This window comes from Pseudonocardia nantongensis, assembly GCF_046546495.1.
GTDB classification, from domain to species: domain Bacteria; phylum Actinomycetota; class Actinomycetes; order Mycobacteriales; family Pseudonocardiaceae; genus Pseudonocardia; species Pseudonocardia nantongensis.
Genome location: NZ_JBKGXT010000006.1, coordinates 174924 through 200415 on the forward strand (window position 1 = coordinate 174924; position 25492 = coordinate 200415).

At 70.9% G+C, this 25492-nt stretch carries 38 protein-coding genes and 1 pseudogene; 2 read left to right on the forward strand and 37 right to left on the reverse strand.

The genetic code is table 11. From position 1 onward, the window contains the following. Positions 1-5: 5 nt before the first annotated feature. Positions 6-1406 (reverse strand): type VII secretion protein EccB, encoded by a 1401-nt coding sequence (gene eccB, locus ACLFMI_RS08755; RefSeq protein ID WP_410947249.1) that lies wholly within the window; start codon positions 1404-1406, stop codon positions 6-8. A 259-nt stretch (positions 1407-1665) separates the two neighbouring features. Between eccB and ACLFMI_RS08760 the strand changes: the two are divergent. After that, positions 1666-1803, forward strand: a pseudogene (locus ACLFMI_RS08760) (ABC transporter substrate-binding protein); the annotation flags it as partial. Between the two features lie 5 nt (positions 1804-1808). On the opposite strand, the gene ACLFMI_RS08765 reads toward ACLFMI_RS08760, so the two are convergent. The 9 genes from ACLFMI_RS08765 to infA form a co-directional block, all read right to left on the reverse strand. Continuing rightward, entirely contained in the window at positions 1809-2276 is a 468-nt protein-coding gene (locus ACLFMI_RS08765; RefSeq protein ID WP_410947250.1) for a nucleoside deaminase, read from the reverse strand. A gap of 194 nt (positions 2277-2470) precedes the next feature. Further along, positions 2471-3355, reverse strand: a complete 885-nt coding sequence (gene truA / locus ACLFMI_RS08770; RefSeq protein ID WP_410947332.1) for a tRNA pseudouridine(38-40) synthase TruA — start codon at positions 3353-3355, stop codon at positions 2471-2473. Further along, a complete protein-coding gene (gene rplQ, locus ACLFMI_RS08775) occupies positions 3352-4065 on the reverse strand; it encodes a 50S ribosomal protein L17, sunset domain variant (RefSeq protein ID WP_410947251.1) in 714 nt (237 codons plus the stop codon). Before rplQ ends, truA begins: the two co-directional genes overlap by 4 nt. A gap of 2 nt (positions 4066-4067) precedes the next feature. Beyond that, a complete protein-coding gene (locus ACLFMI_RS08780; protein ID WP_410947252.1) occupies positions 4068-5120 on the reverse strand; it encodes a DNA-directed RNA polymerase subunit alpha in 1053 nt (350 codons plus the stop codon). Between the two features lie 142 nt (positions 5121-5262). Beyond that, on the reverse strand, positions 5263-5868 hold the full coding sequence (rpsD, locus tag ACLFMI_RS08785) for a 30S ribosomal protein S4 (protein ID WP_410947253.1): 606 nt from the start codon (positions 5866-5868) through the stop codon (positions 5263-5265). Positions 5869-5887: 19 nt separating this feature from the next. Continuing rightward, on the reverse strand, positions 5888-6295 hold the full coding sequence (gene rpsK, locus ACLFMI_RS08790) for a 30S ribosomal protein S11 (RefSeq protein ID WP_410947254.1): 408 nt from the start codon (positions 6293-6295) through the stop codon (positions 5888-5890). Beyond that, positions 6295-6675: a 30S ribosomal protein S13 gene (rpsM, locus tag ACLFMI_RS08795; protein ID WP_410947255.1), complete on the reverse strand. Its 381-nt coding sequence runs from the start codon at positions 6673-6675 to the stop codon at positions 6295-6297. The genes rpsK and rpsM overlap by 1 nt, the downstream gene beginning before the upstream one ends. A gap of 211 nt (positions 6676-6886) precedes the next feature. Further along, on the reverse strand, positions 6887-7000 hold the full coding sequence (rpmJ, locus tag ACLFMI_RS08800) for a 50S ribosomal protein L36 (protein ID WP_130292373.1): 114 nt from the start codon (positions 6998-7000) through the stop codon (positions 6887-6889). 61 nt (positions 7001-7061) lie between these two features. Next, entirely contained in the window at positions 7062-7283 is a 222-nt protein-coding gene (gene infA, locus ACLFMI_RS08805) for a translation initiation factor IF-1 (RefSeq protein ID WP_010228514.1), read from the reverse strand. A gap of 277 nt (positions 7284-7560) precedes the next feature. On the opposite strand from infA, the gene ACLFMI_RS08810 reads away from it, so the two are divergent. After that, positions 7561-8982, forward strand: coding sequence for an MFS transporter (locus tag ACLFMI_RS08810; protein ID WP_410947256.1), 1422 nt, complete (start codon positions 7561-7563; stop codon positions 8980-8982). 188 nt (positions 8983-9170) lie between these two features. On the opposite strand, the gene ACLFMI_RS08815 is transcribed toward ACLFMI_RS08810, so the two are convergent. From ACLFMI_RS08815 to rpsJ, 27 genes are all read right to left on the reverse strand, one after another. After that, complete coding sequence (locus ACLFMI_RS08815) at positions 9171-10562, reverse strand: NAD(P)(+) transhydrogenase (Re/Si-specific) subunit beta (protein ID WP_410947257.1); 1392 nt, start codon at positions 10560-10562, stop codon at positions 9171-9173. After that, on the reverse strand, positions 10562-10933 hold the full coding sequence (locus ACLFMI_RS08820) for an NAD(P) transhydrogenase subunit alpha part 2 (protein WP_410947258.1): 372 nt from the start codon (positions 10931-10933) through the stop codon (positions 10562-10564). The genes ACLFMI_RS08815 and ACLFMI_RS08820 overlap by 1 nt, the downstream gene beginning before the upstream one ends. Then, positions 10933-12129 (reverse strand): Re/Si-specific NAD(P)(+) transhydrogenase subunit alpha, encoded by a 1197-nt coding sequence (locus ACLFMI_RS08825; RefSeq protein ID WP_410947259.1) that lies wholly within the window; start codon positions 12127-12129, stop codon positions 10933-10935. Before ACLFMI_RS08825 ends, ACLFMI_RS08820 begins: the two co-directional genes overlap by 1 nt. Before the next feature lie 117 nt (positions 12130-12246). Beyond that, on the reverse strand, positions 12247-13092 hold the full coding sequence (map, locus tag ACLFMI_RS08830) for a type I methionyl aminopeptidase (protein WP_410947260.1): 846 nt from the start codon (positions 13090-13092) through the stop codon (positions 12247-12249). A gap of 26 nt (positions 13093-13118) precedes the next feature. Beyond that, positions 13119-13673, reverse strand: a complete 555-nt coding sequence (locus tag ACLFMI_RS08835; RefSeq protein WP_410947261.1) for an adenylate kinase — start codon at positions 13671-13673, stop codon at positions 13119-13121. A gap of 120 nt (positions 13674-13793) precedes the next feature. After that, complete coding sequence (gene secY, locus ACLFMI_RS08840) at positions 13794-15104, reverse strand: preprotein translocase subunit SecY (RefSeq protein ID WP_410947262.1); 1311 nt, start codon at positions 15102-15104, stop codon at positions 13794-13796. Between the two features lie 289 nt (positions 15105-15393). Continuing rightward, complete coding sequence (gene rplO, locus ACLFMI_RS08845) at positions 15394-15834, reverse strand: 50S ribosomal protein L15 (RefSeq protein ID WP_458788578.1); 441 nt, start codon at positions 15832-15834, stop codon at positions 15394-15396. Between the two features lie 20 nt (positions 15835-15854). Then, complete coding sequence (rpmD, locus tag ACLFMI_RS08850) at positions 15855-16040, reverse strand: 50S ribosomal protein L30 (protein WP_410947264.1); 186 nt, start codon at positions 16038-16040, stop codon at positions 15855-15857. Positions 16041-16045: 5 nt separating this feature from the next. After that, complete coding sequence (gene rpsE / locus ACLFMI_RS08855) at positions 16046-16678, reverse strand: 30S ribosomal protein S5 (protein ID WP_410947265.1); 633 nt, start codon at positions 16676-16678, stop codon at positions 16046-16048. 40 nt (positions 16679-16718) lie between these two features. After that, positions 16719-17087 carry a 50S ribosomal protein L18 gene (gene rplR, locus ACLFMI_RS08860; protein ID WP_410947266.1) on the reverse strand — a complete coding sequence of 123 codons (369 nt, stop codon included), beginning with the start codon at positions 17085-17087 and terminating at the stop codon, positions 16719-16721. A gap of 62 nt (positions 17088-17149) precedes the next feature. Then, positions 17150-17689, reverse strand: coding sequence for a 50S ribosomal protein L6 (rplF, locus tag ACLFMI_RS08865; RefSeq protein WP_410947267.1), 540 nt, complete (start codon positions 17687-17689; stop codon positions 17150-17152). Between the two features lie 16 nt (positions 17690-17705). Beyond that, the gene (gene rpsH, locus ACLFMI_RS08870) at positions 17706-18104 is read right to left on the reverse strand and encodes a 30S ribosomal protein S8 (RefSeq protein WP_410947268.1); all 399 of its coding nucleotides are present in this window, start codon (positions 18102-18104) and stop codon (positions 17706-17708) included. Positions 18105-18217: 113 nt separating this feature from the next. Further along, positions 18218-18403, reverse strand: coding sequence for a type Z 30S ribosomal protein S14 (locus ACLFMI_RS08875; protein ID WP_186357676.1), 186 nt, complete (start codon positions 18401-18403; stop codon positions 18218-18220). A 4-nt stretch (positions 18404-18407) separates the two neighbouring features. Then, entirely contained in the window at positions 18408-18977 is a 570-nt protein-coding gene (gene rplE, locus ACLFMI_RS08880; RefSeq protein WP_410947269.1) for a 50S ribosomal protein L5, read from the reverse strand. 1 nt (position 18978) lies between these two features. Continuing rightward, positions 18979-19305: a 50S ribosomal protein L24 gene (rplX, locus tag ACLFMI_RS08885; RefSeq protein ID WP_410947333.1), complete on the reverse strand. Its 327-nt coding sequence runs from the start codon at positions 19303-19305 to the stop codon at positions 18979-18981. A 13-nt stretch (positions 19306-19318) separates the two neighbouring features. Further along, the gene (gene rplN / locus ACLFMI_RS08890; protein WP_410947270.1) at positions 19319-19687 is read right to left on the reverse strand and encodes a 50S ribosomal protein L14; all 369 of its coding nucleotides are present in this window, start codon (positions 19685-19687) and stop codon (positions 19319-19321) included. A gap of 10 nt (positions 19688-19697) precedes the next feature. After that, a complete protein-coding gene (gene rpsQ / locus ACLFMI_RS08895) occupies positions 19698-20009 on the reverse strand; it encodes a 30S ribosomal protein S17 (RefSeq protein WP_410947334.1) in 312 nt (103 codons plus the stop codon). A 41-nt stretch (positions 20010-20050) separates the two neighbouring features. Next, a complete protein-coding gene (gene rpmC, locus ACLFMI_RS08900) occupies positions 20051-20296 on the reverse strand; it encodes a 50S ribosomal protein L29 (protein ID WP_020622931.1) in 246 nt (81 codons plus the stop codon). Next, a complete protein-coding gene (gene rplP / locus ACLFMI_RS08905) occupies positions 20296-20715 on the reverse strand; it encodes a 50S ribosomal protein L16 (RefSeq protein ID WP_410947271.1) in 420 nt (139 codons plus the stop codon). Before rplP ends, rpmC begins: the two co-directional genes overlap by 1 nt. 3 nt (positions 20716-20718) lie before the next feature. Next, the gene (gene rpsC / locus ACLFMI_RS08910) at positions 20719-21561 is read right to left on the reverse strand and encodes a 30S ribosomal protein S3 (protein WP_410947272.1); all 843 of its coding nucleotides are present in this window, start codon (positions 21559-21561) and stop codon (positions 20719-20721) included. After that, positions 21561-21986 (reverse strand): 50S ribosomal protein L22, encoded by a 426-nt coding sequence (rplV, locus tag ACLFMI_RS08915; RefSeq protein ID WP_410947273.1) that lies wholly within the window; start codon positions 21984-21986, stop codon positions 21561-21563. Before rplV ends, rpsC begins: the two co-directional genes overlap by 1 nt. 37 nt (positions 21987-22023) lie before the next feature. Beyond that, entirely contained in the window at positions 22024-22305 is a 282-nt protein-coding gene (gene rpsS / locus ACLFMI_RS08920; RefSeq protein ID WP_010232348.1) for a 30S ribosomal protein S19, read from the reverse strand. Between the two features lie 14 nt (positions 22306-22319). Further along, positions 22320-23153: a 50S ribosomal protein L2 gene (gene rplB, locus ACLFMI_RS08925; protein WP_410947274.1), complete on the reverse strand. Its 834-nt coding sequence runs from the start codon at positions 23151-23153 to the stop codon at positions 22320-22322. Between the two features lie 16 nt (positions 23154-23169). Continuing rightward, on the reverse strand, positions 23170-23469 hold the full coding sequence (rplW, locus tag ACLFMI_RS08930; protein ID WP_410947275.1) for a 50S ribosomal protein L23: 300 nt from the start codon (positions 23467-23469) through the stop codon (positions 23170-23172). Beyond that, positions 23466-24155: a 50S ribosomal protein L4 gene (gene rplD / locus ACLFMI_RS08935; RefSeq protein WP_410947276.1), complete on the reverse strand. Its 690-nt coding sequence runs from the start codon at positions 24153-24155 to the stop codon at positions 23466-23468. The genes rplW and rplD overlap by 4 nt, the downstream gene beginning before the upstream one ends. After that, complete coding sequence (rplC, locus tag ACLFMI_RS08940) at positions 24152-24838, reverse strand: 50S ribosomal protein L3 (RefSeq protein ID WP_410947277.1); 687 nt, start codon at positions 24836-24838, stop codon at positions 24152-24154. The genes rplD and rplC overlap by 4 nt, the downstream gene beginning before the upstream one ends. 17 nt (positions 24839-24855) lie before the next feature. Next, positions 24856-25161: a 30S ribosomal protein S10 gene (rpsJ, locus tag ACLFMI_RS08945; RefSeq protein ID WP_003938093.1), complete on the reverse strand. Its 306-nt coding sequence runs from the start codon at positions 25159-25161 to the stop codon at positions 24856-24858. Positions 25162-25492: the final 331 nt, after the last annotated feature.

Here is a 25492-nt window from a genome sequence, read left to right on the forward strand (position 1 = left end):
CCTGCTCAGCCCGGGACGTCGGTCACCGCGCGGGCGGCGGCGAGGTCGAGCACCCCGGCCCGCGGCAGCAGCCGCACCATCGCGGCCGGCGCCGCCCCCGCCGCACCGATACCGAGCGCGGCGGCCGTGGGGTCGTCGGCGACACCGTGCACCGCGCCGGACGCGGTGAGCACCCGCCGGGTGCCGCCGGTGCCGCCAGGTTCCCCGTCGCGCAGCGGGCCCGGCCCGGACGCGGGCAGCACCACCTCGTCGAGCCGGGGCCCGGCGCCGTCCGCACCGGCGAGCCCGACCGGGACCGCGCCGGGCGCGACCGGCATCCGGTCGCCCACCATCACCCCGGCCCGGCCGTCCCGCCAGGTCGCGCACAGCACCGGCCCGGCCGTGCCGCCGGTGGACCGTGCGGGCGGCCACGCCTGCGCGCCCGAAACCGACGCGCTCGGCGCCGTGGCCACCCGGCCCTGCGCCAGCACCGCCGGGCGGCCCTGCCCGGTGCGGGACAGCACCGCGTCGGCGAGCGTCACCGGGATCGGCGCGAGACCACCGTCGACCACCAGGTAGTGGGCCGGCGGCGCGCCGAGCGGCTGGCTCAGCACCACCTGGCCGGCCCGTCCCAGCCCGGGGACGTCGACCGGGCCGGGTTCCGGGATCCGCAGCGGCGGCCCCTCCGGGATCGGCGACAGCAGGCCGTCGGGGATCCGGCGGACCGGGGCGCCGAGCATTCCGAGGCCGTTCAGGACGTCCCGGTCCGCGACGTCGACCCGGTGCCGGCGACCGCCGTGCAACAGGTACCCGGAGCCGCCCTCGACCGAGAGCAGCATCGGCGGAACCGCGGCGTGGGTGTCCGGTGCCAGCGAGCCGGCGAGCACGGCGAGCGGGCCGGGCCGGTCGGCCTCCCCGGCGGTGCCGCAGACCGCCCAGGCCGCCGGAACCGGGGCCCCGTCCAGCGGCACCCCCACCGTCCCTGCGACGCCGGCGGGCGGGGTCCGCGGGGCCGCGGCCAGCGCGTCGTCGGGGACCGGCACCGGCACCGCCGCGGCGCCGCCGCGACCGAGCGCGGCCAGCACCAGCCGGCCCGCCACCGGGTCCGGCACCGGCACCAACCGGGCCGGGTCGGTGGCGACGGCGTAGAGCACCCCGCTCCGCTCCCCGCGCACCAGCTCCTGGCGCCGCCAGTCGGTGGCCGGGTCGACGCGGGCGAGCAACGCGGTCACCCCGAGCGCGAGCAACCCGACGAGCATCCCGGCGAACACCGCCCGGCGCTGTGCGCGCAGCTGCTCGTGCAGCGGCACCGGGTCGCCCCGGACCAGCGCGGCCTCCAGCCGGCGCAGGCCGAACCGGTAGGCGTCGACCTGGTCCCGGGTGGCCGGCGCGCGCTGGGCGCGGGTCGGGGCGGGCTCGCTGCGCACCGCCGGGACCGTAGGAGTGCCGCCACCCGGCCGGGGCCGTTCCGGCGACGCTGCGTAGATCTACCCACCTGTCCGGACGTAGGGTTCTGCTGCCCATCCCAGGTTGCCCCGACCGTCGCCCCCGGCGAGGCCGGGACCGAGACCGGAGCGGACCCGACCTCGATGGTCCTCGCCGACGGCTACGAGCCCGACGACCTCAACCCGCTGCTCGGCTACGGCACCGAGGGCGCGAGCACGTTCTACGACGGCCTCTACGCCCGTGACGCCCGGCGCCCTGCAGCCGGCGCTGGCCGCCGGCGAGGCCACCCCGTCGGCGGACGGGCGGTCCTGGGCCGTCCCGCTGCGGCAGGGCGTGACGTTCCACGACGGCTCGTCGTTCGGGCCCGGGGACGTCGTCGAGACCTACCGGGCGATCCTGGCGCCGGACCGCGCCGCGACGCCGATGTCCTCGTTCCACAGCTCCGGGTGGTCCCGGGTGAAGGCGGTCATCAGGTCCACGCACCGCTGGTCGTCGAGAACGGTGACCCGGACGCCGTGCTCGGCGAGCCAGTCGTGCCCGCCGTGGAACGTGCGTGCCTCGCCGATCAGCACCGCCCCGATCCCGAACTGGCGCACCAGCCCGGAGCAGTACCAGCACGGCGACAGCGTGGTCACCATCGTCGTCGGGCGGTAGTCGCGCTGCCGCCCGGCGTCACGGAACGCCGCGGTCTCGGCGTGCGCCGACGGGTCGCCGTCCTGCACCCGGCGGTTGTGCCCGCGACCGAGCACCGTGCCGTCCGGACCGAGCAGGGCGGCGCCGATCGGGATGCCGCCCCCGGCCAGCCCGGCCCGGGCCTGCTCCACCGCCACGTCCAGCCAGCTCGCGTCCACCCCACGAACCTAGTGCCCCGTGGTTCTGCGGATACCCGCGGAGCGCGCGCTCGCGCAGGAGTCCGGCGTGCGGACGGGCTGGAACAGCACGCTGCAGGTCACCGCACTGCAGGTCACCGCTCTGCAGGTCACCGCGCTGCCGGGTCCTGGGCATCCATCCTCCGCCGGAGGACCGGCACAGGTCCCGGCCCGCCTCAGGAGACGCCGGGGGCCCGGATCCGGCGGGTGGTCTCGGCGCGGGCGGCGAGCGCGTCGTCGGCCGGGTAGTCGACGCCGGTCAGCGACAGCCCGTGCGCCGGCGCGACCAGGACCTCGGAGGCACGCGAGCGGCGGGTGAGCAGCCCCGCGGGCCACTCCACCGGCCGGTGCCCACGCCCCACCTCCAGCAGCGCCCCGACCAGGCTGCGGACCATCGAGTGGCAGAACGCGTCCGCGGACACCGACGCCACCAGCACACCGGGCTCGCCGGGTGCCGCGGCCCAGTCCAGGCGTTGCAGCGCCCGCACCGTGGTGGCGCCCTCGCGGCGCTTGCAGAACGCGGCGAAGTCGTGCTCGCCGAGCAGTTGCTCCGAGGCCGCGTTCATCGGGCCGAGGTCCAGCGGGTACGGCCACGCGACCGTGTCCCGGGCGCGCAGCGGTTCCGCGCCGTGCGGGGCCGTCGTGACCCGGTAGCGGTAGTGCCGCCGCAGCGCGGAGAACCGGGCGTCGAAGGCGTCCGGGACCGGGGTCACGGCCCGCACCCGGACGTCCGGCGGCAGGAACCGGTTGAGCCGCCGGAGCAGGCGGTCGACCTGCGGCTCCAGCGACACCGGGAGGTCGACGTGGGTGACCTGGCCGGAGGCGTGCACGCCGGCGTCGGTGCGTCCGGCCACGGTGAGCCGCAGCGGGGTACGCAGGACCGTCGACAGCGCGTCGGTCAGCACCCCCTGCACCGTGCGCTGGTCCGGCTGGGTCGCCCAGCCGGAGAAGTCGGTGCCGTCGTAGGCGACGTCGAGCCGGAGCCGGACATGCTCGGGAACGCCGTCGGGCCCGCCGTCCGGGTGGACGGCGGGCCCGACGGGGTGCTGCGGCTGGCTCAGGAGCCGGACTCCTGCTGGGACGCCGGCTTCGCGAAACCGGCGGCCTCGGCCGCCTCCTCGGAGGCGAACCAGACCTCGGGCACGGTCCGGTCGTAGTGCGACGAACCGGGCACGTGGTAGAGCTTCGAGTCGGCGTTGCCCTTGATCTCGAAGCCCTCCGGGGCCTGTGCCGGGTCCTCCAGCGGGGCGTGGCTGCCCTCGCCGTACGGCGCCTCGGCCGTGTCGGCGGTGGCGTCCGCGACCTCGGAGGTCTCGGTGGCCTCGTCGGCGGTGGCCTCGTCGGCGGTGTCCGCGGCCGGGGCGGCCTGCGACGCGGCCGCGCGCCGGGCGCGGTTCGCCTCGTCGGTCACCGTCTTCTGCTGGACCAGCTCGATGACCGCCATCGGGGCGTTGTCGCCCTTGCGCGGCATCGTCTTGGTGATCCGGGTGTAGCCACCGTTGCGGTCCGCGAAGAACGGACCGATCTCGGTGACCAGGCGGTGCACGACCGACTTGTCGCGGATCACCTTCATGATCTCGCGACGGTTGTGCAGGTCACCCGCCTTGGCCTTGGTGATCAGCCGCTCCGCGTACGGACGCAGCCGACGGGCCTTGGCCTCGGTGGTCGTGATCCGGCCGTGCTCGAACAGCGAGGTCGCCAGGTTGGCCAGGATCAGCCGCTGGTGCGCGGGCGACCCGCCGAGGCGGGCACCCTTGGTGGGCTGGGGCATGGCTACAACTGCTCCGTTTCTGCGTAGTCCTGACCGTCGTCACCGAAGGCGCCCGGGTCGAACCCGCCCTCACCGTCGGCACCGTACTCGGCCGCCGCCGCCGCGGGGTCGAACCCGGGCGGGCTGTCCTTGAGGGCCAGACCGAGGCCGACGAGCTTCATCTTGACCTCGTCGATCGACTTGGCACCGAAGTTGCGGATGTCGAGCAGGTCCGCCTCGCTGCGGCCGACGAGCTCGCCGACCGTGTGGATCCCCTCGCGCTTGAGGCAGTTGTAGGACCGGACCGTGAGGTCCAGCTCCTCGATCGGCATCGCGAACGCCGCGATGGTGTCCGCCTCCTGCGGGGAGGGGCCGATCTCGATGCCCTCGGCGTCGGTGTTCAGCTCGCGGGCCAGGCCGAACAGCTCGACCAGGGTCTTGCCGGACGAGGCCAGCGCGTCCCGCGGGGTGATCGATGGCTTCGACTCGACGTCGAGGACGAGCTTGTCGAAGTCGGTCCGCTGCTCGACACGGGTGGCCTCGACCTTGTAGGTCACCTTCAGCACCGGGGAGTAGATCGAGTCGACCGGGATCCGGCCGATCTCGGCCCCGGTGGCCTTGTTCTGCATCGCCGGGACGTACCCGCGGCCACGCTCGACGACGAGCTCGACCTCGAGCCGGCCCTTGTCGTTCAGCGAGGCGATGTGCAGGTCCGGGTTGTGCACGGTGACCCCGGCCGGCGGCACGATGTCGCCGGCGGTGACCGCACCCGGGCCCTGCTTGCGCAGGTACATCGTCACCGGCTCGTCCTCCTCGGAACTCACGACGAGCTCCTTGAGGTTCAGGATGATGTCGGTGACGTCCTCCTTGACCCCCGGCACGGTGGTGAACTCGTGCAGGACGCCGTCGATCCGGATGGACGTGACGGCGGCGCCGGGGATGGACGACAGCAGCGTCCGGCGCAGGGAGTTGCCGAGGGTGTAGCCGAAGCCCGGCTCGAGCGGCTCGATGACGAACCGCGACCGGGTCTCCGTGACGACGTCCTCGGTGAGTCCGGGTCGCTGAGAGATCAGCATTGACGATTCCTTCCTGGCGGCGCGGCAACCGCTATTTGATGCCGCGCCCCCGACGCAGCACTACCCGCGTCGGGGGAACGAAAGGACGGACCGGCGAAGCCGGCCCGCGCCTTCCGGGGCGACGGGGGCGGAGCCCCGTCTGTTACTTGGAGTAGAACTCGACGATGAGCTGCTCGGTGACCTGGGTGTCGATCTGAGCGCGCTCGGGCAGCTGGTGGACCAGGATCCGCAGGGTCGACGGGACGACCTGCAGCCACGACGGGATCGGACGGTCGCCGTGGGTCTCCTTGGCGATCACGAACGGGTCCATGTTCCGCGACCTCTCCCGGACATCGATGATGTCGTAGCGGGAGACCTTGAGGCTGGGGATGTCCACGTTCTTCCCGTTGACCAGGAAGTGACCGTGGTTCACCAGCTGGCGGGCCATCCGCCGGGTACGCGCCAGGCCGGCGCGGTACACGACGTTGTCCAGCCGGGACTCGAGGATCTGCAGCAGCTCGTCGCCGGTCTTGCCCTCCCGGCGGTGCGCCTCCTCGTAGTAGGAGCGCAGCTGCTTCTCCTGCAGGCCGTAGGCGAAGCGGGCCTTCTGCTTCTCCTGCAGCTGGAGCAGGTACTCGGTCTCCTTGATCCGGATCCGGCCGTGCTGGCCCGGCGGGTAAGGACGACGCTCGAACGCCTGGTCGCCACCGACGAGGTCGGTCTTCAGGCGGCGTGACTTGCGGGTGATGGGGCCGGTGTAGCGAGCCATGTGAGTACTCCCCTTCCCCTCAGACCCGGCGCCGCTTGGGCGGACGGCAGCCGTTGTGCGGCTGCGGGGTGACGTCGTTGATGGTACCGACCTCGAGGCCGGCTGCCTGCAGCGAGCGGATCGCCGTCTCGCGGCCCGAGCCCGGACCCTTGACGAAGACGTCGCACTTCTTCATGCCGTGTTCCATGGCCTTGCGGGCCGCGTTCTCGGCGGCCAGCTGGGCGGCGAACGGCGTCGACTTGCGCGAGCCCTTCAGCCCGACGTGCCCGGACGAGGCCCAGGCGATGACGGCACCGGTCGGGTCGCTGATCGACACGATCGTGTTGTTGAACGTGGACTTGATGTGGGCGTGGCCGTGGGCGACGTTCTTCTTCTCCCGACGGCGGACCTTCTTGGGTCCAGCGCCCTGACGCGTGCGGGGCGGCATTACTTCCTACCTGCCTTCTTCTTACCGGCGACGGTCTTCTTCGGGCCCTTGCGGCCGCGCGCGTTGGTCTTCGTGCGCTGGCCACGGACCGGGAGACCGCGGCGGTGGCGGATGCCCTGGTACGAGCCGATCTCGATCTTGCGGCGGATGTCCGCCTGCACCTCGCGGCGCAGGTCACCCTCGACCCGCAGGTGCTCCTCGATGTAGTCGCGGAGCGTGGCGACATCCTCGTCGGTCAGGTCCTTGGCCCGCAGGTCCGGGCTGATCGCCGTTCCCTCGAGGATCTCCGTGGATCGGGCTCGTCCGACCCCGAAAATGTAGGTGAGCGCGATCTCCATCCGCTTCTCGCGGGGAAGATCGACGCCGGCAACACGTGCCATGCGGCGTTGTCTCCTCTGCTGTTCTCGTTCCAGGTCTGCCCGGTGTCCGTCCCGTCGCCGCTGCGCCGTGCGGAACATCGTTCCGATGACGCCACTCTTCCGGGCCCCGGCCTGGTTCCGGGGGTGCAGCCGGGCCCTCGTGGCCCGGCAGGTACACCGGGGGCTTCAGTACTGCTCTGCGATCAGACGACCGCGACGCGTACCGGTGTGATCAGCCCTGGCGCTGCTTGTGGCGCAGGTTCGAGCAGATCACGATGACCCGGCCGTTGCGGCGGATCACCTGGCACTTGTCGCAGATCTTCTTGACGCTCGGCTTGACCTTCACGTCGTCTGCCTCTGTCCGTTGTTTTTCTGGGCTGTGCGACCGACTGCGGTACGCGTACCGGTCACTTGTAGCGGTAGACGATGCGGCCGCGGCTCAGGTCGTAGGGCGACAGCTCGACGACCACGCGGTCCTCCGGAAGGATCCGGATGTAGTGCTGCCGCATCTTCCCGCTGATGTGCGCGAGAACCCGGTGTCCGTTCTCCAGCTCCACGCGGAACATCGCGTTCGGCAGGGGTTCGACGACCCGGCCCTCGACCTCGATCGCCCCGTCCTTCTTGGCCATGTCCTCCGCTATCCGTGACAGGTGTCGGTTCGGTGTTGCTGACACGACCGACCGGCCCGGGGGCCGGCAGGGCGCGCGGTGCGCACACGTGGGCACGGGGCCGGAGTGCGGGAGAGCACGGCGGGACCTGCGCGGATGGCGCACCGATGGTCCAGTGTACGGAGGCCCGCGGCGAGGGATGCACGCGGGGTGACACGCGTGCGGTGCCGACACGGCCCCGGCGGCGTGTCACCGGAGGCCCGGGCCGGTTGCGCGGGTGCGGCCGCGAGGTGTTCGCATGGTCGACGTGAGGCAACAACCCGACCCGGCTGTGCCACCCGACCCCACGAGGAGACCCGACCCGACGGCATCCGGCACCGCTGACGGTACCGAACGCACCGCGTCCGGGACCAGTACCCGGCTGCCGCGGGCGTTGCGGCCGTTCCGGCACCGGGACTACCGGCTGCTGGTGGTCTCGATGGGCGCCTCGCTGTTCGCGTCCGGGGTCTGGTTGCTGGCGATCGTCTGGCAGGTCATCGGGCTCGGTGGCGGCCCGACCGCGCTGTCCGCGGTGACGGCCTCGGCCAGTGCCGGACTGCTGGTGAGCGTGCTGATCGGTGGGGTGGCCGCGGACCGGCTGCCGCGCCGTGCGGTGCTGCTCGCGGTGGAGTCGGTGCGGATCGCGGCGGCGTCGGTGGCGACCGCGCTCGCGCTGACCGGCACGCTGGGGGTCTGGCATCTGGCCGTGATCGCGTTCGTGATCGGGGCCGCCGAGGCGTTCTACTTCCCGGCCTACTCGGCCCTGCTGCCGACCCTGCTGCCGGCGGGCGAGCTGCTGGCCGCGAACGGCGTCGAGCAGACGCTGCGCCCGGTCGCCATGCAGGCCGCAGGCCCCGCACTGGCCGGCGTGCTCGTGGGCGCCTTCGTCCCCGGCGCGGGCCTGCTGGCCGCCGCGGTCGGGTACGCACTCGCGCTGCTGCCGCTGCTGTGGATCCGGATCGCGCCTCCCGGGGGGACGGTCGCCGACCTCTCCGGGCACCCGACCGGCACCGACCCGGCCGGGAGCGGGGCACCGCGCGAGGAGGAGACCCGCCGCTCGGTGCTGGCCGACCTGCGGGAGGGCTTCGCCTACCTGCTCCGGACCGGCTGGCTGTCGGCCAGCCTGGCGTTCGCGCTGCTCTACGTGCTGCTGATCATCGGCCCGATCGAGGTACTGCTGCCGTTCGCGGTGCGCGACCGGGCGGACGGCGGGCCCGGCGGGTACGCGGTCGTGCTGGCCGCGTACGGGGTCGGCGGCGCGCTCGGGTCGATCGCGGTCGCGTCCCGCCGGCTGCCCCGCCGCTACCTGACGACCATGCTGCTGCTGTGGGGGGCCGGTGCGCTGCCGCTGATGGCGCTCGGCCTGACCACCCGGATCTGGCTGATGGCGACCGCGGCGTTCCTGGTCGGAGCGACCGGGGCCGGCGCGATGGTCATCTGGGGCACGCTGCTGCAGCGCCGGGTGCCCGCTCGCCTGCTCGGCCGGGTCTCCAGTCTCGACTTCTTCGTCTCGCTCGCCCTGATGCCGGTGTCGATGGCGCTCGCCGGGCCGATCGGCGCCGCCATCGGCATCCCGACCACCTTCGTCGTCGCCGGCGCGCTACCGGTGGTGCTCGCGGTCGCCGCGATCACCCTGTGGCGGCTACCCCGCGACGAGGCCGCCCACCCCCTCACAACATGACCCTCCACGCGCCACCCTCCAACCGCGTTCGTGCTCCTCCTTGACCGCACGCAGGTGCGCCCAGGCCTCCACGGTGCGCACGCCGGGCTCGGCCCGCAGCCGCTCCAGACCGTCCGCGCGACCGGTTCGACCGCTCCGTGCGTGGTGACCGCGAAGCCGACCGTGTGCGTGCGACCCACCGGATGCAGTCAGAGGGCTTTCAGCTCGTCGCTGACCTGCTCGACCGAACTCTTCGCGTCGCCGAACAGCATCGAGGTGTTGTCCAGGAAGAACAGCGGGTTCTCGATCCCGGCGAAGCCGGAGCTCATCGACCGCTTCAGCACGATCACGTTGTGGCTCTGGTCCACGTTGAGGATCGGCATCCCGTAGATCGCCGAGTTCGGGTCGCTGCGGGCCGAGGGGTTGGTGACGTCGTTCGCCCCGATCACCAGCGTCACGTCGGTGCGGGAGAAGTCGTCGTTGATCTCGTCCATCTCCTTGAGCACGTCGTAGGAGACCTCGGCCTCGGCGAGCAACACGTTCATGTGCCCGGGCATCCGGCCGGCGACCGGGTGGATGGCGTACTTGACCTCGACGCCCTTGCTCTCCAGCAGCTTGGTCATGTCCTTGACGGCGTGCTGGGCCTGGGCCACGGCCAGGCCGTACCCCGGAACGATGATCACCTGCGACGCGTAGGCCATCTGGATCGCGGCGTCCGCGGCCGAGGTGGATTTCACGGTCCTGTCCGGGTCGTCGTCCGCCCCGGCCACCGAGGCGCCGCCGAACCCGCCCGCGACGATCGCCGGGATGGTCCGGTTCATCGCCTTGGCCATCTGGTTGGTCAGGATCGAACCGGACGCGCCGACGATCATGCCGGCGACCATCATCGCCGTGTTGTCCAGCGCCAGACCCGCGGCCGCGGCCGCGAGCCCGGTCATGGCGTTGAGCAACGAGATGACCACCGGCATGTCGGCGCCGCCGATCGGCAGCACCACCATGACGCCGAGGAGCCCGGCCAGCACCAGCACCGCGACGATCCAGAGCTGCGAGGTGTTGCCGGTCCCGGCGAACACCGCGCACACGACCGCGCCGACCAGCAGCAGCCCGTTGACGAACTGCTGCGCCTTCCCGAGCCCGATCGGCGACGAGGAGACGATCTCCTGCAGCTTGCCGAACGCGATCAGCGAGCCCCAGAACGAGATCGACCCGACGATCGCGGAGAACAGCGAGGCGACCACGAACACACCCGCGCGGCCCTGGAAGCCCGGCGTGGCCAGGAACTCCGACCACGCGATGAGCGCCACCGTGCCGCCGCCGACGCCGTTGAACAACGCCACCATCTGTGGCATCTGGGTCATCTTCACCCGGCGCGCGGACGGGACGCCGAGAAGCGTGCCGACCACCAGGCCGACGAGGATCAGGACGATGTTGTTCGCACCGTTGATGATCACGACGGCCAGCACGGTGAGCATCGCGACGGCCATGCCGACCGCGGCGATCCAGTTGCCCCGGACCGCGGTGCGCGGCCCGGTCAGGCCCATCAGGCCGTAGATGAACAGTGCGAACGCGACCAGGTAGAGGAGCGGCTCCAGGATCTCCATCAGGCGCCGCCCTTCGCTGCCTCGTCGGCGGTCAGGGTCTGGTCGTCGCCGGACTTCTTCTCTGCGCCGGGCTCCGCGGTCCGCTTGCCCTTGAACATGCCCAGCATCCGGTCGGTGACCAGGAAGCCACCCACGACGTTGATCATCCCGAACGCGATCGCGACGGTGAGCAGGATCGACTCCAGCACGGTCGCGTTCTCCAGCTCACCGAGCACGATCATCCCGCCCAGCACGACGATCCCGTGGATCGCGTTCGTCCCGGACATCAGCGGGGTGTGCAGCGTGTTCGGTACCTTCGAGATCACCGCGAACCCGACGAACCCGGCCAGCACCAGGATCGCGAGGTTCGCCAGCAGGCTTCCCGACTCCATCAGGACTCTCCCTGGCTCGTCGTGTCGTTCGTGTCGCCCGGGACCGGCTCGGCTGTGTCGATGCTCGTTCCGCCTGCGCTGCTCTCGTGCGTCACACAGGACTTGGCCAGCACCTCGTCGTCCCGGTCCGGGGACAGCTCGCCCTCGGACAGCATCAGCTCCAGCAGCGACGTGACGTTGCGCGCGTAGAGCTCCGAGGCGTGCTCGGGCATCGTGGACGGCAGGTTCAGCGGGGACACGATCGTGACGTCGTGCTTCACGACCGTCTCGCCGGGCTCGGTCAGCTCGCAGTTGCCACCGGACTCGCCGGCCATGTCCACGATCACGCTGCCCGGCCGCATGCCCTCCACCGCGGCCGCGCTGACCATCTGCGGAGCCTTCCGGCCGGGCACCAGCGCGGTGGTGACCACGATGTCGAACCCGGTGATCGCCTTCTCCAGCTGCCGCTGCTGCGTCGCGCGCTCGTCCTCGGAGAGCTCGCGGGCGTAACCGCCCTCACCGGCGGCGTCGATGCCCAGGTCGAGCCACTGCGCCCCGAGTGACTTCACCTGGTCGGCGACCTCGGGCCGGACGTCGTAGCCGGTGGTGCGGGCGCCGAGGCGTTTCGCGGTGGCCAGCGCCTGCAGGCCCGCGACGCCGACGCCGAGCACCAGCGCGGTCGCCGGCTTCACCGTGCCGGCCGCGGTGGTGAGCATCGGGAAGAACCGGGTGGAGTGCTCGGCCGCGGACAGCACCGCCTTGTACCCGGCCACGTTCGCCTGCGACGACAGCGCGTCCATGCCCTGCGCCCGGGAGATCCGCGGGATCGACTCCATCGCGAACGCGGTGACCCCGGCGTCGCGGAGCTGCTGCACCGTCTCCGGCGCGGTCAGCGGCGACAGGAACCCGATCAGCACCGCGCCCTGCCGGAGTCGCCCGATCTGCTCGGACGTCGGCGGGTTCACCACCGCGACGACGTCGCAGCCCCACGGATCGCCGATCTCGGCCCCGGCCTCGGTGAAGTCGACGTCCGGGATCAGCGCTCCCGCGCCCGCACCGGCCTCGACGACCACCCGGGCTCCCCGCCCGGACAGCTTTCCGATCACTTTCGGGACCAGCGCCACCCGGCGCTCGCCCTCGCGCACTTCCGTCGGAACGCCGACGGTGACCGTCTTCCGCGGTCCCGCGTCCCCGTCCCTGCCGGCCTCATCGCCCATGCCGGGAACCTAGACCACCACCTCGATCCGTGGTTCCGCGAGGTGATCCACACTACCCGACAGGCCGGGCTGGACCGATCATTCGCGTTCCGCTGGATCGATCAGGAGCACCCGGGGTCAGCGAGCGGGCCGGTCCGGCGCTCCCGCGGGCGCGGTCAGCAGCCACGGCCCGTCCTCGGTGACGGCCACGGTGTGCTCCCAGTGCACCGCGCGGCCGCCGGACGCGGTCACGACGGTCCAGCCGTCGTCGAGCTCCACGGTCTCCGGGACGCCGGCCACCAGCATCGGCTCGACGGCCAGCGCCATGCCCGGGCGCAGCTTCGGACCGTGGCCCGGGTCGCCGTGGTTGGGCAGGAACGGGTCCATGTGCATCGAGGTGCCGATGCCGTGCCCGCCGTACTCGGCGACGATCCCGTAGTCGGCGCCGTCGGCGCGGGCGGCCGCGGCGCACGCCTCCTGGATCGCGTACGAGACGTCGGTCAGCTTCGCCCCGGCCGTGACGGCCAGCAGCCCGGCGTCCAGCGCGCCCCGGCAGGCCGCGGACAGGGCGCGGTCCGCGGGCGCCACGTCGCCGACCGCGATCGTCACCGCGGAGTCGCCGTGCCAGCCCTCCAGGATCGCGCCGCAGTCCACCGAGAGCAGGTCACCGTCGGCGAGCACCTGGGACGGCGACGGGATGCCGTGCACGATCTGCTCGTTCACCGACGCGCAGATGCTGGCCGGGAAGCCGTGGTAGCCGAGGAACGAGGGCACCGCATCGGCGTCCCGGATCGTCTGCTCGGCGACCGCGTCCAGCTCGGCCGTGCTGACGCCCGGTTTCGCGTGCTCGGTGACGGCGGCCAGCGTGGCCGCCACCAGGGCACCCGCCGCCCGCATCGCCTCGAGCTGCGCCGGGGATTTCAGCTCGATGTCGCGCCCCCGGTAACGAGCGATGGCCCCGCGGACCCCACCCCGACCGTTCATCCGATTCCCTACGCCTCTCCGGGGTCTCAGGCGCTGCGCGCGTGCAGCGCCGAGAAGACCCGGTCGGTGATCTCGCCGACCTCGCCGACCGCGTCGACCGTGACGAGCTGGTCGCTGTAGTACCGCAGCAGCGGCGCGGTCTCGTCCCTGTAGACGCGCTGCCGGTTGCGGATCGTGTCCTCGTTGTCGTCGCTGCGCCCGCGCCCGAGCAGCCGCTGCACGACGACCTCGTCGTCGACCTCGAACTGGACGACGGCGTCGAGCTGCAGGCCCTTGTCGGCCAGGATCCCACCGAGGGATCCGGCCTGCGCGGCGTTGCGCGGGAAGCCGTCGAGGATGAAGCCCTTCGCGGTGTCCTCGTCGTCCAACCGGTCACGCACCATGCCGACCGTGACCTCGTCCGGAACCAGGTCACCGGCGTCCATGTAGCGCTTGGCCGCACGGCCCAGCTCGGTCTCGTCGCGCAGGTTCGCGCGGAACAGGTCGCCGGTCGAGATGTGCGGGACACCCAACCGTTCGGCCATCCGCTCCGCCTGCGTCCCCTTGCCCGCGCCCGGCGGTCCCACCAGAACGAGTCGCACGAACCCGACCTCCTGAAGTCTTCGTTGCTGACACCGGCGTCGTCGCCGGCGCACGGTGCCGGCGCACCGGATCCCGGGCCGGGTATCGGCTGGAGCGCGCCCGGCCGCGCTGCGGCGAGCCTAACGCAGGAAACCCTCGTAGTTCCGCTGCATGAGCTGGCTCTCGATCTGCTTCAGCGTGTCCAGGCCCACCGTGACCATGATCAGGACCGCGGTTCCGCCGAACGGGAAGTTCTGGTTCTGACCGCTACCGGTGATGCCCAGGAAGAAGTTCGGCAGCACGGCGATGATGCCCAGGTACAGCGATCCGGGCAGGGTGATCCGGCTGAGCACGAAGTTCAGGTACTCGGCGGTCGGCCGGCCGGGCCGGATGCCCGGGATGAAGCCGCCGTACTTCTTCATGTCGTCGGCCCGCTCGTCCGGGTTGAACGTGATGCCGACGTAGAAGTAGGTGAAGAAGATGATCAGCGCCATGTACAGCACGATGTGCACCCAGCTGGACTGGTCGACCAGGTAGGTCTGCACGAACTGCTGGAACCAGCCGCCGCCGTTCCCGACCATCTGCGCCACCAGGTTCGGCAGGTACAGCAACGAGCTACCGAAGATCACCGGCACGACGCCGGCCTGGTTCACCTTCAGCGGCAGGTAGGTCGACGTGCCGCCGTACATCCGGCGGCCGACCATCCGCTTGGCGTACTGCACCGGGATCCGCCGCTGGCCGTTCTCGACGAACACCACGCTGGCGATGATCGCCAGCCCGAACACGCAGACGCCGGCGAACACCAGGCCGCCGGAGCTGTCCAGGATCAGCTTGCCCTCGGCGGGAATCCGGCTCGCGATCGAGGCGAAGATCAGCAGCGACATGCCGTTGCCGATGCCGCGCTCGGTGACCTGCTCGCCCAGCCACATGACGACCGTGGTGCCCGCGGTCATCACCGTCACGATGACGATCAGGGTGAAGATCGACGAGTCCGGGATGATCGGCAGCGAGCAGCCCTGGAACAGCTGGCCGCGCTCGGCCAGCGCCACGAAGCCGGTCGCCTGCAGCACCGCGATCCCGATGGTCAGGTAGCGCGTGTACTGGGTGAGCTTGGCCTGCCCGGACTGGCCTTCCTTCTTCAGCTGCTCGAACCGCGGGATGACGACCTGCAGCAGCTGCACGATGATGCTCGCGGTGATGTAGGGCATGATGCCCAGCGCGAAGATCGACAGCTGGAGCAGCGCCCCGCCGGAGAACAGGTTGATCAGCGAGTAGATGCCGGAGTTGTCGCCGCCCTCGACCTGGCGGACGCACTCCTGGATGTTCGGGTACGACACCCCCGGCGACGGGATGTTCGCCCCGAGCCGGTACACCGCCACGATCGCCAGCGTGAAGAGGATCTTCTTGCGGAGATCCGGCGTGGTCAGGGCCGACCGGACTGCGCTGAGCACTCGGTGATCCTCCTACGACGTCGGCGGCCCGACACCGCCTGCACCGCCCCCGGGACGGGGACGGCCGGATGGGGACGCGGTCCCCGGTGCCCGGGAGACCCGGGTCGGTGGGACCGGCGGACCGGCCCGGCGGGTGCGCGCGGAGCGCAGCACCCCTCTCGCTCGGGCCGGTGACCCGACCGTGACTCTAACAGCGGCCGGGAAACGCCTCGGCGCCGCCCACGGGCCCGCCCACCGGAGGGGACGGGCACCGTGGACGGCGCCGGGGACAGCATCGCTCGGCGAGGGCTTACAGCTCGGAGACCGAGCCACCCGCCGCCGAGATCTTCTCGCGCGCGGACGCGGAGAACTTGTGCGCGGTCACGGTGAGGGCGACGCCCGAGAGCTCGCCCTCGCCCAGCACCTTCACCGGCTGGTTCTTGCGCACCGCACCGGCCTCGGCCAGCTCGGCCGGGCCGACCTCGCCGCCCTTCGGGAACAGGGCGGCCAGCTCGCCGACGTTCACGACCTGGTACTCGACCTTGAAGCGGTTCTTGAAGCCCTTGAGCTTCGGCAGCCGCATGTGCAGCGGCATCTGCCCGCCCTCGAAGCGCGGCGACACCGTCTTGCGGGCCTTGGTGCCCTTGGTGCCGCGGCCGGCCGTCTTGCCCTTCGAGCTCTCGCCCCGACCCACCCGGGTCTTGGCGGTCTTCGAGCCCGGGGCCGGACGCAGGTCGTGCAGCTTGATCACGGAGTTCTCACCCTGCTCACTCACGACTGCACCTCCTCCACGGTCACGAGGTGGCGCACCGTGTGGATGTACCCGCGGGTCTGCGGGTCGTCCGGGCGCTCCACCGACTGCCGGATCTTGCGCAGACCGAGCGAGCGCAGCGTGTTCCGCTGGTTCTGCTTGGTCCCGATCCGGCTCTTCACCTGGGTGATCTTCAACGTGGCCATGTCGCTCACACCCTCGCCGCGTCGGCCTCGGCGCGCTGACGCAGCATCCTCTGCGGCGCGACGTCCTCGATCGGCAGGCCGCGGCGGGCCGCGACCTCCTCGGGACGCTGCACCGCCTTCAGCGCCGCCACCGTGGCGTGCACGATGTTGATCGCGTTGTCGGAGCCGAGGGACTTGGACAGGATGTCCGAGATCCCCGCGCACTCCAGCACCGCGCGGACCGGGCCGCCGGCGATGACACCGGTACCCGGCGAGGCCGGACGCAGCAGGACGACGCCCGCGGCGTCCTCACCCTGCACCCGGTGCACGATCGTGCCGCCGATACGCGGGATGCGGAAGAAGTTCTTCTTCGCCTCCTCGACGCCCTTGGCGATCGCGGCCGGCACCTCCTTGGCCTTGCCGTAGCCGACGCCCACCAGGCCGTCACCGTCGCCGACGATCATCAGCGCGGTGAAGCTGAACCGGCGGCCGCCCTTGACGACCTTGGCCACGCGGTTGATCGTGACCAGCCGCTCGATGTACGGGGTCTTGTCCTGGGCCGCCCCGCCACGGCCACCGTCCCGGCGGTCCCGGCTGTTGCGGTTGTCGTTGCTACCGCCGCCCGGGGTCCCGCCGTCACGCCGCGTACGTCCCGGCATCAGACGATCCCTTCGATCTTCGTGTTGGTCATCAGAGTCATCAGAACTCCAGCCCGCCCTCGCGGGCGGCGTCGGCCAGAGCCGCGATCCGCCCGTGGTAGGTGAGGCCACCCCGGTCGAACACCACCGCGGTGATCCCGGCCTCCTTGGCGCGGGCGGCGACGAGCTCGCCGACCTTCGCGGCCTTGGCCTTCTTGTCGCCCTCGAGCCCACGCACGTCGCCGTCCAGGCTCGACGCGTGGACCAGGGTGTGCCCGGCCAGATCGTCGATCACCTGGACGCTGATGTGCCGCGAGGAGCGGTGGACCGCCAGCCGCGGACGCACGGGCGTTCCGGAGATCTTCTTGCGCAGCCGGGCGTGCCGGCGGATGCGCGACTCGCGACGCTCGCGCGCCACCTGCGACGCCATCCGGCGACGAGCCGATCCCGACACTGTGCCCGGATCCTTCTTGGCTTCGTTCGTCTCGGCCATCACTTACCCGTCTTCCCGACCTTGCGGCGGACCTGCTCGCCGGCGTAACGCACGCCCTTGCCCTTGTACGGGTCCGGACGGCGCAGCTTCCGGATGTTGGCGGCGGTCTCGCCGACGAGCTGCTTGTCGATGCCGGAGACCGAGAACCGGGTCGGCGACTCGACCGCGAAGGTGATGCCCTCCGCCGGCTCGATGACGACCGGGTGCGAGTAGCCCAGGGCGAACTCGAGGTTCTCGCCCTTGAGCTGGACCCGGTAACCCACGCCGTGGATCTCCAGCTTCTTCTCGTAGCCGGCGCTCACGCCGACCACGATGTTGTTCACGAGCGAGCGGGACAGGCCGTGGTAGGCCCGGGTCTCGCGCTCCTCGTCCGGCCGCTCGATCAGCACCGTGCCGTCGTCGTCGCGCTCGACCGTGATCGGCTCGATCACGGTGTGCGACAGGGTGCCCTTGGGGCCCTTCGCGGTGACCGTGCGGCCGTCGATGGTGACGTCGACCCCGGACGGGACGGTGATGGGCAGCTTTCCGATGCGGGACATCGTCAGTACTCCCTTCTCACCAGACGTAGGCGAGGACTTCCCCGCCCACGCCGCTCCGGTAGGCCTGCTGGTCGGTCATCAGACCCCGGGAGGTCGAGATGATCGCCACGCCGAGGCCTCCGAGGACCCGCGGCAGATTCGTCGACTTCGCGTAGACACGCAGACCGGGCTTGGAGACGCGGCGCAGGCCGGCGATGCTCCGCTCGCGGTTGCGCCCGAACTTCAGCTCGACGACCAGGGACTTGCCGACCTCGGCGTCCTCGGTGTGGTGTGCGTAGATGTAGCCCTCCTTCTGCAGGATCTCCGCGATGGAGACCTTCAGCTTGGAGTGCGGCATCACGATGCGGTCGTGGTAGGCCGAGTTCGCGTTCCGCAGACGGGTCAGCATGTCTGCGATCGGATCGGTCATCGTCATGGTGTCTGTCTCTTTCCCACCGTGGTTCCTCGTGGAGGCCTTCGGCGATCAGGCCCGTGAGTGGATATCGCGGCTACGGCCTCGACATCCGCTCACGGGCGGCGAAGCCGCCTCTACCAGCTGGACTTGCTCACACCCGGCAGCTCGCCGGCATGGGCCATGTCGCGCAGGCAGACGCGGCAGAGGCCGAACTTGCGGAAGACCGCACGCGGCCGGCCGCACTTCTGGCAGCGCGTGTAGCCACGAACGGCGAACTTCGGCTTCGCGTTCGCCTTGTTGATGAGCGCCTTCTTCGCCATTCGCTCAGCTCTCCTTGAACGGGAAGCCCAGGTGGCGCAGCAGCGCCCGGCCCTCGGCGTTCGTGGTCGCGGTGGTCACCACGGTGATGTCCATGCCTCGCGGCCGGTCGATCGTGTCCGGATCGATCTCGTGGAACATCGACTGCTCGGTCAGGCCGAACGTGTAGTTGCCGCGACCATCGAACTGGTTGCCGTTCAGCCCGCGGAAGTCGCGGATACGCGGCAGCGCGATCGTCAGCAGCCGGTCCAGGAACTCCCACATGCGGTCGCCCCGGAGGGTGACCTTGGCGCCGATCGGCATGCCCTCACGCAGCTTGAACTGCGCGATGGACTTGTTCGCCCGGCGCAGCTGCGGCTTCTGACCGGTGATGATGGCCAGGTCGCGCAGCGCCCCGTCGATCAGCTTGGAGTCCCGCGCGGCATCGCCGACGCCCATGTTGACCACGACCTTGGTCAACGCCGGGACCTGCATCACGTTCTTGTAGTCGAACTCCTCGCGCAGCGACGAGAGGATCTCCTCGCGGTAGCGCTGCTTGAGGCGCGGCAGTTCACGCGTCTCGGTCGGTGCACTCATCTCAGATCTCCTTCCCGTTGCGCTTGGAGATCCGGACGCGGCGGGAGGTGCCGTCCTCGCCCTCGACGGTCTTCTTGCCGACCCGGGTCGGCTTCCCGTCGGAGTCGACGACCATCACGTTGGAGACGTGGATGGCCGCCTCCTGGGTGACGATCCCGCCGCTCTCGGCCCCGCGCTGGTTCTGGCTGATCCGGGTGTGCTTCTTGATCCGGTTCACGCCCTCGACCAGCACGCGCTCGCGCTCCGGGTAGGCCGCGATGACCTTGCCCGTGGCGCCCTTGTCCTTGCCGGCGATCACCTGCACGGTGTCGCCCTTCTTCACCTTCATCTTCGCCTTCATCTCAGAGCACCTCCGGAGCCAGCGAGATGATCCTCATGAACTTGCGGTCGCGCAGCTCGCGCCCGACCGGGCCGAAGATGCGGGTCCCCCGGGGTCCGTTGTCCGGCTTGATCAGTACGGCGGCGTTCTCGTCGAACCGGATGTAGCTCCCGTCCGGACGGCGCTTCTCCTTCTTCGTGCGCACGATGACCGCCTTGACGACGTCACCGCGCTTCACACCGGCGCCGGGCATGGCCTCCTTGACCGTGGCGACGATGACGTCGCCGATCCCGGCGTAACGCCGCGCCGAGCCGCCCAGCACCCGGATGCACAGGATCTCCTTGGCACCGGTGTTGTCGGCGATGCGCAGCCGCGACTCCTGCTGGATCACTGTGACTCTCCTACTTGGCCTTCTCGAGGATCTCCACCAGCCGCCAGCGCTTGGTCGCCGACAGCGGACGGGTCTCCATGAGGCGGACACGGTCGCCGACACCGGCCGTGTTCTGCTCGTCGTGCGCCTTGACCTTGTTGGTCCGGCGGATGACCTTGCCGTAGAGCGGGTGCTTGACCCGGTCCTCGAGGGAGACGGTCACGGTCTTGTCCATCTTGTCGGACACGACCAGGCCCTCCCGGACCTTCCGCTCCCCGCGCTGCCCCTCGGGCTTGCGCTGCGCCGTGTGCGGCTTGGCAGCCGCCGACGCGTCGTCGCTCACGCTGCGGACGTCCGCGCTCACGCCACTGCTCACGCCGTCGCTCATGCCGCTCCCTCGCTCTCGGTCGGGGCGGCGGACAGGCCCAGCTCACGCTCGCGCATCACGGTGTAGCACCGCGCGATGTCGTGGCGGACGGCCCGCAGCCGCCGGTTGTTGTCCAGCTGCCCGGTAGCCATCTGGAAGCGGAGGTTGAACAGCTCCTCCTTGGCCTCCCGCACGCGCACGACCAGCTCCTCGTCGGAGAGCTCGCGCAGCTCGGCGGCCTTGGTGTTGCCGCTGCTCGCCATCAGATGTCACCACCCTCACGGGACACGATCCGGCACTTCATCGGCAGCTTGTGGATGGCCCGGCGCAGCGCCTCGTGGGCCACGTCGCGGTTCGGGAAGCTCATCTCGAACATCACCCGGCCCGGCTTGACGTTCGCGACCCACTTCTCCGGCGAGCCCTTGCCGGAACCCATCCGGGTCTCGGCGGGCTTCTTCGTCATCGGGATGTCCGGGAAGATGTTGATCCAGATCTTCCCGCCACGACGGATGTGCCGGTTGATCGCGATACGCGCCGACTCGATCTGCCGGTTCGTCACGTAGGCCGGCTCCAGGGCCTGGATGCCGTAGTCACCGAACGAGACGCTGGTGCCACCGCTGGCCATGCCCTTGCGCTTCGGCCGGTGCTGCTTGCGGTGCTTGACCTTGCGTGGGATCAGCACGGTTCAGCTCTCCCCACCGTTGCTCTGGTTCTCACCGGCGGCCGGCGCCTCGGCGGTCGCCGTGGCGGTGCCGCCACCCTGACCGCCCTGGGCGGCCCGGCCGGCCTCGGTGCTGGTCGCAGTGGTGCCCGAGGCACCAGAACGGCGACGGGCCGGACGCTCGCGGCGGGGGCCGCCACGACCCGGCGCCTCGGCGGCGGGCGCACCCTCACGGCGGCCACCGACGACGTCGCCCTTGTAGATCCACACCTTCACGCCGATCCGGCCGAAGGAGGTGCGGGCCTCGAACAGGCCGTAGTCGATGTCCGCGCGCAGCGTGTGCAGCGGGACCCGGCCCTCGCGGTAGAACTCGGACCGGGACATCTCGGCACCGCCGAGCCGGCCGGAGCACTGCACCCGGATGCCCTTGACCTGCGGGCTGCGCATGGCCGACTGGATCGCCTTGCGCATGGCCCGCCGGAAGGCGACCCGGTTCGACAGCTGCTCCGCCACGCCCTGCGCCACGAGCTGCGCGTCCGACTCGGAGGCCTTGACCTCGAGGATGTTGAGCTGAACCTGCTTCTTGGTCAGCTTCTCCAGGTTGCCCCGGATCCGGTCGGCCTCGGCGCCGCGGCGGCCGATCACGATGCCCGGACGGGCGGTGTGGATGTCCACCCGCACCCGGTCCCGGGTCCGCTCGATCTCGACCTTGGAGATGCCGGCCCGCTCCATGCCCTTGGAGAGCATCTTGCGGATGTCGACGTCCTCCTTCACGTACTCCGAGTACTGCTTGTCTGCGTACCAGCGCGACTTCCAGTCCGTGGTGATGCCCAGGCGGAAGCCGTGCGGGTTGATCTTCTGCCCCATCAGCGGGCCCTCCCCTTCGCACCACGACGGCCGGCCTGCTGGTTCCGCTTCGGGACCGACTCGACCTCGATGGTGATGTGGCTCGTCCGCTTGCGGATCCGGAACGCCCGCCCCTGGGCGCGCGGCCGGATCCGCTTGAGCGTCGGCCCCTCGTCGACCATCGCCACGGCCACCACGAGGGTGTCCGGGTCCAGGTCCAGGTTGTTCTCGGCGTTGGCCGCGGCGCTGGCCACGACCTTCGCCACCGGCTCGGCCGCGGAATGCGGCGAGAACCGCAGGATCGCCAGCGCCTCGCTCACCGGCAGGCCGCGGACCAGGTCCACGACGCGCCGGGTCTTCATCGGCGAGCTGCGGACGAACCGCGCCACGGCGCGCGCACGAGTCGGCTCGAGCGCAGCGCCGGTGGTCTGGGCAGTGTCTGCCATCTTCTCCACCTCTCCTTGTCGCTACTCGGGCCGGCTACTAGCGCCGACGCGCCTTGCGGTCGTCCTTGATGTGTCCCCGGAAGGTCCGGGTCGGGGCGAACTCGCCCAGCTTGTGCCCGACCATCGAGTCGGACACGAACACCGGCACGTGCTTGCGGCCGTCGTGCACCGCGATCGTGTGGCCGATCATGTCCGGGATCACGGTGGACCGCCGGGACCACGTGCGGATCACGGTCTTCTTGCCGGACTCGTTGAGGGCGTCCACCTTCTTGAGCAGGTGGTCGTCCACGAAGGGGCCCTTCTTCAGGCTGCGCGGCATCTTTACCTCCCTGCTCAGCGCTTCTTGCCGGTACGGCGCCGGCGGACGATCAACTTGTCGGAGGGCTTGTTCCTGCGGGTGCGACCCTCGGGGGTACCGGCCGGGTTGACCGGGTGCCGGCCACCGGAGGTCTTGCCCTCACCACCACCGTGCGGGTGGTCCACCGGGTTCATGACGACACCGCGGACGGTCGGGCGCCTGCCCTTCCACCGCATCCGGCCGGCCTTACCCCAGTTGATGTTGGCGTGCTCCGAGTTGCCCACCCCGCCGATCGTGGCGCGGCAGCGCACGTCGACGTAGCGGATCTCGCCGGAGGGCATGCGCAGCTGCGCGTAGGGCCCGTCCTTGGCGACCAGCTGGACGCCGACCCCCGCCGAGCGGGCGATCTTCGCGCCGCCACCGGGGCGGAGCTCGATCGCGTGCACCACGGTGCCGGTCGGGATGTTGCGCAGCGGCAGGTTGTTACCGACCTTGATGTCCGCGCGCGGCCCGTTCTCGATCCGGTCGCCCTGCTTCAGCCGGGCCGGGGCGATGATGTAGCGCTTCTCCCCGTCGGCGTAGTGCAGCAGCGCGATCCGCGAGGTGCGGTTCGGGTCGTACTCGATGTGCGCGACCTTCGCCGGCACACCGTCCTTGTCGTTGCGCCGGAAGTCGATCAGGCGGTAGGCCCGCTTGTGACCGCCGCCCTGGTGCCGGGTGGTGATCCGCCCGTGCGAGTTCCGGCCGCCCTTGCCGTGCAGCGGACGGATCAGCGACTTCTCCGGGTAGTCCCGGGTGATCTCGGCGTAGTCCGAGCCGCTCGAGAAGCGGCGGCCCGACGTCGTCGGCTTGTACTTACGAATGGCCATCGGTCAGCTCGCTCCCTCAGCTCGCCGGGCCACCGAACACGTCGATCGCCTTGCTCTCCTCGGAGAGCGTGACGACCGCGCGCTTGGTGTCCTTGCGCTTGCCGTAGCCGGTGCGGGAGCGCTTGCGCTTGCCCGGGCGGTTCAGCGTGTTCACGCTGGTCACCTTGACCCCGAACACCTTCTCCACGGCGATCTTGATCTGGGTCTTGTTCGCGTTCGGTGTGACGAGGAAGGTGTACTGGCGCTCGTCGAGCAGCCCGTAGCTCTTCTCCGAGACGACCGGCGCGAGCAGCACGTCCCGCGGGTCCGTGATCACTTGTCGGCCTCCTCAGCGGCGGCAGCCCGGCGGCTCGCGGCCTTCGGCGTGGCGATCGGGCCGGCCAGGAACTCGTCCAGCGCCGCCTGTGTGAACAGGACGACGTCGTTCACCAGCACGTCGTGCGTGTTCAGCTGGTCCGGCGCGATGAGGTGCACCTGCGGCAGGTTGCGCAGGCTCAGCAGCGCGTTCTCGGCGCTCCGCTCGACGACGGCGAGCACCCGGGCGGCGCCGGCCTCCGGGAGCACGGCCTCGAGCGCGCTGCGGGCGGCCTTGGTGGACGGGGTGTCGCCCTCGACCACCGAGGAGACGACGTGCACGCGGCCGGCCCGAGCCCGGTCGGAGAGGGCGCCACGCAGGGCGGCGGCCTTCATCTTCTTCGGGGTCCGCTGCGAGTAGTCCCGCGGCGTCGGGCCGTGCACGGTGCCACCACCGGCGAACTGCGGCGCGCGGACCGAGCCCTGGCGGGCGCGACCGGTGCCCTTCTGCCGGTAGGGCTTCGCACCGCCGCCGCGGACCTCGCCGCGGGTCTTGGTGTCGTGCGTGCCCTGGCGTGCCGCGTTCAGCTGTGCGGTCACCACCTGGTGCATGAGAGCGATGTTCGCCGTCACGTCGAAGACGTGGTCCGGCAGCTCGACGCTGCCGCTCGCGGCGCCCTTCGGCGTCTTGATCTGCACGGTGCTCACTTGCCATCACCCTTCGCGGGGGTCTTCACCACGACGAGGCCACCCCGGGGACCGGGGACCGCGCCCTTGATGAGCAGCAGGCCACGCTCGGCGTCCACCCGGTGGAGCTTCAGGTTCTGCGTGGTCTGGCGGTTGGAGCCCATCCGGCCCGGCAGCCGCACGCCCTTGAACACGCGGCCCGGGGTGGCGCAGCCACCGATCGAGCCCGGGGCGCGGTGCGTGCGGTGCGTGCCGTGCGAGGCGCCCATACCGGCGAAGCCGTAGCGCTTCATGACACCGGCGAAACCCTTGCCCTTGGTCACACCGACCACGTCGACCTCACCGGTCTCCGCGAACGCCTCGACGGTGATCTCCTGGCCCGGCGTGTAGTCGGCGGCGTCGGAGGTGCGCAGCTCCAGCAGGTGCCGACGCGGGGTGACACCGGCCTTGGCGAAGTGACCGGTCTCCGGCTTGTTCACCTTGCGCGGGTCGATCGCCCCGGAGGCCAGCTGGACGGCGGGGTAGCCGTCGGTGCCCTCGGATCGCACCTGGGTCACGACGTTCGGCCCGGCCTGGACCACCGTGACCGGCACGACGCGGTTGTTCTCGTCGAACACCTGGGTCATCCCGAGCTTGGTGCCCAGGAGCCCGGTGACCTTCTTCGTCTGCTTGGTCGCAGTCGTCTTCTTAATCGAAGCAGTCATCGTCTTCGTCCCCACGCCTACTGGATGTTGACGTCGACGCTCGCCGGGAGGTCGATGCGCATGAGCGCATCCACCGTCTTCGGCGTCGGGTCGAGAATGTCGATCAGCCGCTTGTGCGTGCGCATCTCGAAGTGCTCGCGCGAGTCCTTGTACTTGTGCGGCGAGCGGATGACGCAGTACACGTTCTTCTCGGTCGGCAGCGGCACCGGCCCGACGACCCGAGCACCGGTACGCGTCACCGTCTCCACGATCTTGCGAGCAGACGCGTCGATTGCCTCGTGGTCATAGGCCTTGAGCCTGATGCGGATCTTCTGTCCCGCCATGGTCGTCGGTCGTCCTCTTCTTCCTGCCGCGGGGGTGTCGCGGTGTCGGCCCCGCAGAACTCGCGCCGTACACCCACCGGGGGACCCGGTACTGGCCGGCTGCGGCCCGTGCTCTGTTCAGGTCTGTCGGCCGGAACCGACGCTCCAGTCACCTGGAACGGCAGGTCCTGCCGGGGCTCTCCGGTCCACGAGGTCGGGCGTGTCGCGCTCGATCCTCACAGCTGTGCCCGGGTCACCGCGTCCCACCCACTGGGGCGGGCATGTCGCTGGAACTCGACCTTGCGGCCGAGGGGGGACAACGAGCATGGCGCGTGGAACGCGACTTCGGTGC

Excerpts from the sequence above, each read along its gene's own strand:
- rplE (WP_410947269.1), bottom strand. The coding sequence starts at position 18,977 with ATGAGTGCACCGACCGAGACGCGTGAACTGCCGCGCCTCAAGCAGCGC.
- ACLFMI_RS08780 (WP_410947252.1), bottom strand. The coding sequence starts at position 5,120 with ATGCTGATCTCTCAGCGACCCGGACTCACCGAGGACGTCGTCACGGAG.
- ACLFMI_RS08810 (WP_410947256.1), top strand. The coding sequence starts at position 7,561 with ATGGTCGACGTGAGGCAACAACCCGACCCGGCTGTGCCACCCGACCCC.
- rpsD (WP_410947253.1), bottom strand. The coding sequence starts at position 5,868 with ATGGCTCGCTACACCGGCCCCATCACCCGCAAGTCACGCCGCCTGAAG.
- rpsJ (WP_003938093.1), bottom strand. The coding sequence starts at position 25,161 with ATGGCGGGACAGAAGATCCGCATCAGGCTCAAGGCCTATGACCACGAG.
- rplV (WP_410947273.1), bottom strand. The coding sequence starts at position 21,986 with ATGGCAGACACTGCCCAGACCACCGGCGCTGCGCTCGAGCCGACTCGT.
- rplQ (WP_410947251.1), bottom strand. The coding sequence starts at position 4,065 with ATGCCCCAGCCCACCAAGGGTGCCCGCCTCGGCGGGTCGCCCGCGCAC.
- rplC (WP_410947277.1), bottom strand. The coding sequence starts at position 24,838 with ATGACTGCTTCGATTAAGAAGACGACTGCGACCAAGCAGACGAAGAAG.
- rpsS (WP_010232348.1), bottom strand. The coding sequence starts at position 22,305 with ATGCCGCGCAGCCTGAAGAAGGGCCCCTTCGTGGACGACCACCTGCTC.
- rplR (WP_410947266.1), bottom strand. The coding sequence starts at position 17,087 with ATGGCGTCGCAGGTGGCGCGCGAGCGTCGCGAGTCGCGCATCCGCCGG.
- map (WP_410947260.1), bottom strand. The coding sequence starts at position 13,092 with ATGAACGGTCGGGGTGGGGTCCGCGGGGCCATCGCTCGTTACCGGGGG.
- rpsK (WP_410947254.1), bottom strand. The coding sequence starts at position 6,295 with ATGCCGCCCCGCACGCGTCAGGGCGCTGGACCCAAGAAGGTCCGCCGT.
- ACLFMI_RS08825 (WP_410947259.1), bottom strand. The coding sequence starts at position 12,129 with ATGGGCGATGAGGCCGGCAGGGACGGGGACGCGGGACCGCGGAAGACG.
- ACLFMI_RS08820 (WP_410947258.1), bottom strand. The coding sequence starts at position 10,933 with ATGGAGTCGGGAAGCCTGCTGGCGAACCTCGCGATCCTGGTGCTGGCC.
- ACLFMI_RS08875 (WP_186357676.1), bottom strand. The coding sequence starts at position 18,403 with ATGGCGAAGAAGGCGCTCATCAACAAGGCGAACGCGAAGCCGAAGTTC.
- infA (WP_010228514.1), bottom strand. The coding sequence starts at position 7,283 with ATGGCCAAGAAGGACGGGGCGATCGAGGTCGAGGGCCGGGTCGTCGAA.
- rpmC (WP_020622931.1), bottom strand. The coding sequence starts at position 20,296 with ATGGCGAGCAGCGGCAACACCAAGGCCGCCGAGCTGCGCGAGCTCTCC.
- rplF (WP_410947267.1), bottom strand. The coding sequence starts at position 17,689 with ATGTCCCGCATCGGAAAGCTGCCCATCACCGTCCCGTCCGGGGTCGAC.
- rplB (WP_410947274.1), bottom strand. The coding sequence starts at position 23,153 with ATGGCCATTCGTAAGTACAAGCCGACGACGTCGGGCCGCCGCTTCTCG.
- rpsH (WP_410947268.1), bottom strand. The coding sequence starts at position 18,104 with ATGACGATGACCGATCCGATCGCAGACATGCTGACCCGTCTGCGGAAC.
- rpmD (WP_410947264.1), bottom strand. The coding sequence starts at position 16,040 with ATGGCCACGTTGAAGATCACCCAGGTGAAGAGCCGGATCGGGACCAAG.
- rplX (WP_410947333.1), bottom strand. The coding sequence starts at position 19,305 with ATGAAGGTGAAGAAGGGCGACACCGTGCAGGTGATCGCCGGCAAGGAC.
- rpsC (WP_410947272.1), bottom strand. The coding sequence starts at position 21,561 with ATGGGGCAGAAGATCAACCCGCACGGCTTCCGCCTGGGCATCACCACG.
- ACLFMI_RS08815 (WP_410947257.1), bottom strand. The coding sequence starts at position 10,562 with ATGGAGATCCTGGAGCCGCTCCTCTACCTGGTCGCGTTCGCACTGTTC.
- rpsE (WP_410947265.1), bottom strand. The coding sequence starts at position 16,678 with ATGCCGGGACGTACGCGGCGTGACGGCGGGACCCCGGGCGGCGGTAGC.
- rpsM (WP_410947255.1), bottom strand. The coding sequence starts at position 6,675 with ATGGCACGTGTTGCCGGCGTCGATCTTCCCCGCGAGAAGCGGATGGAG.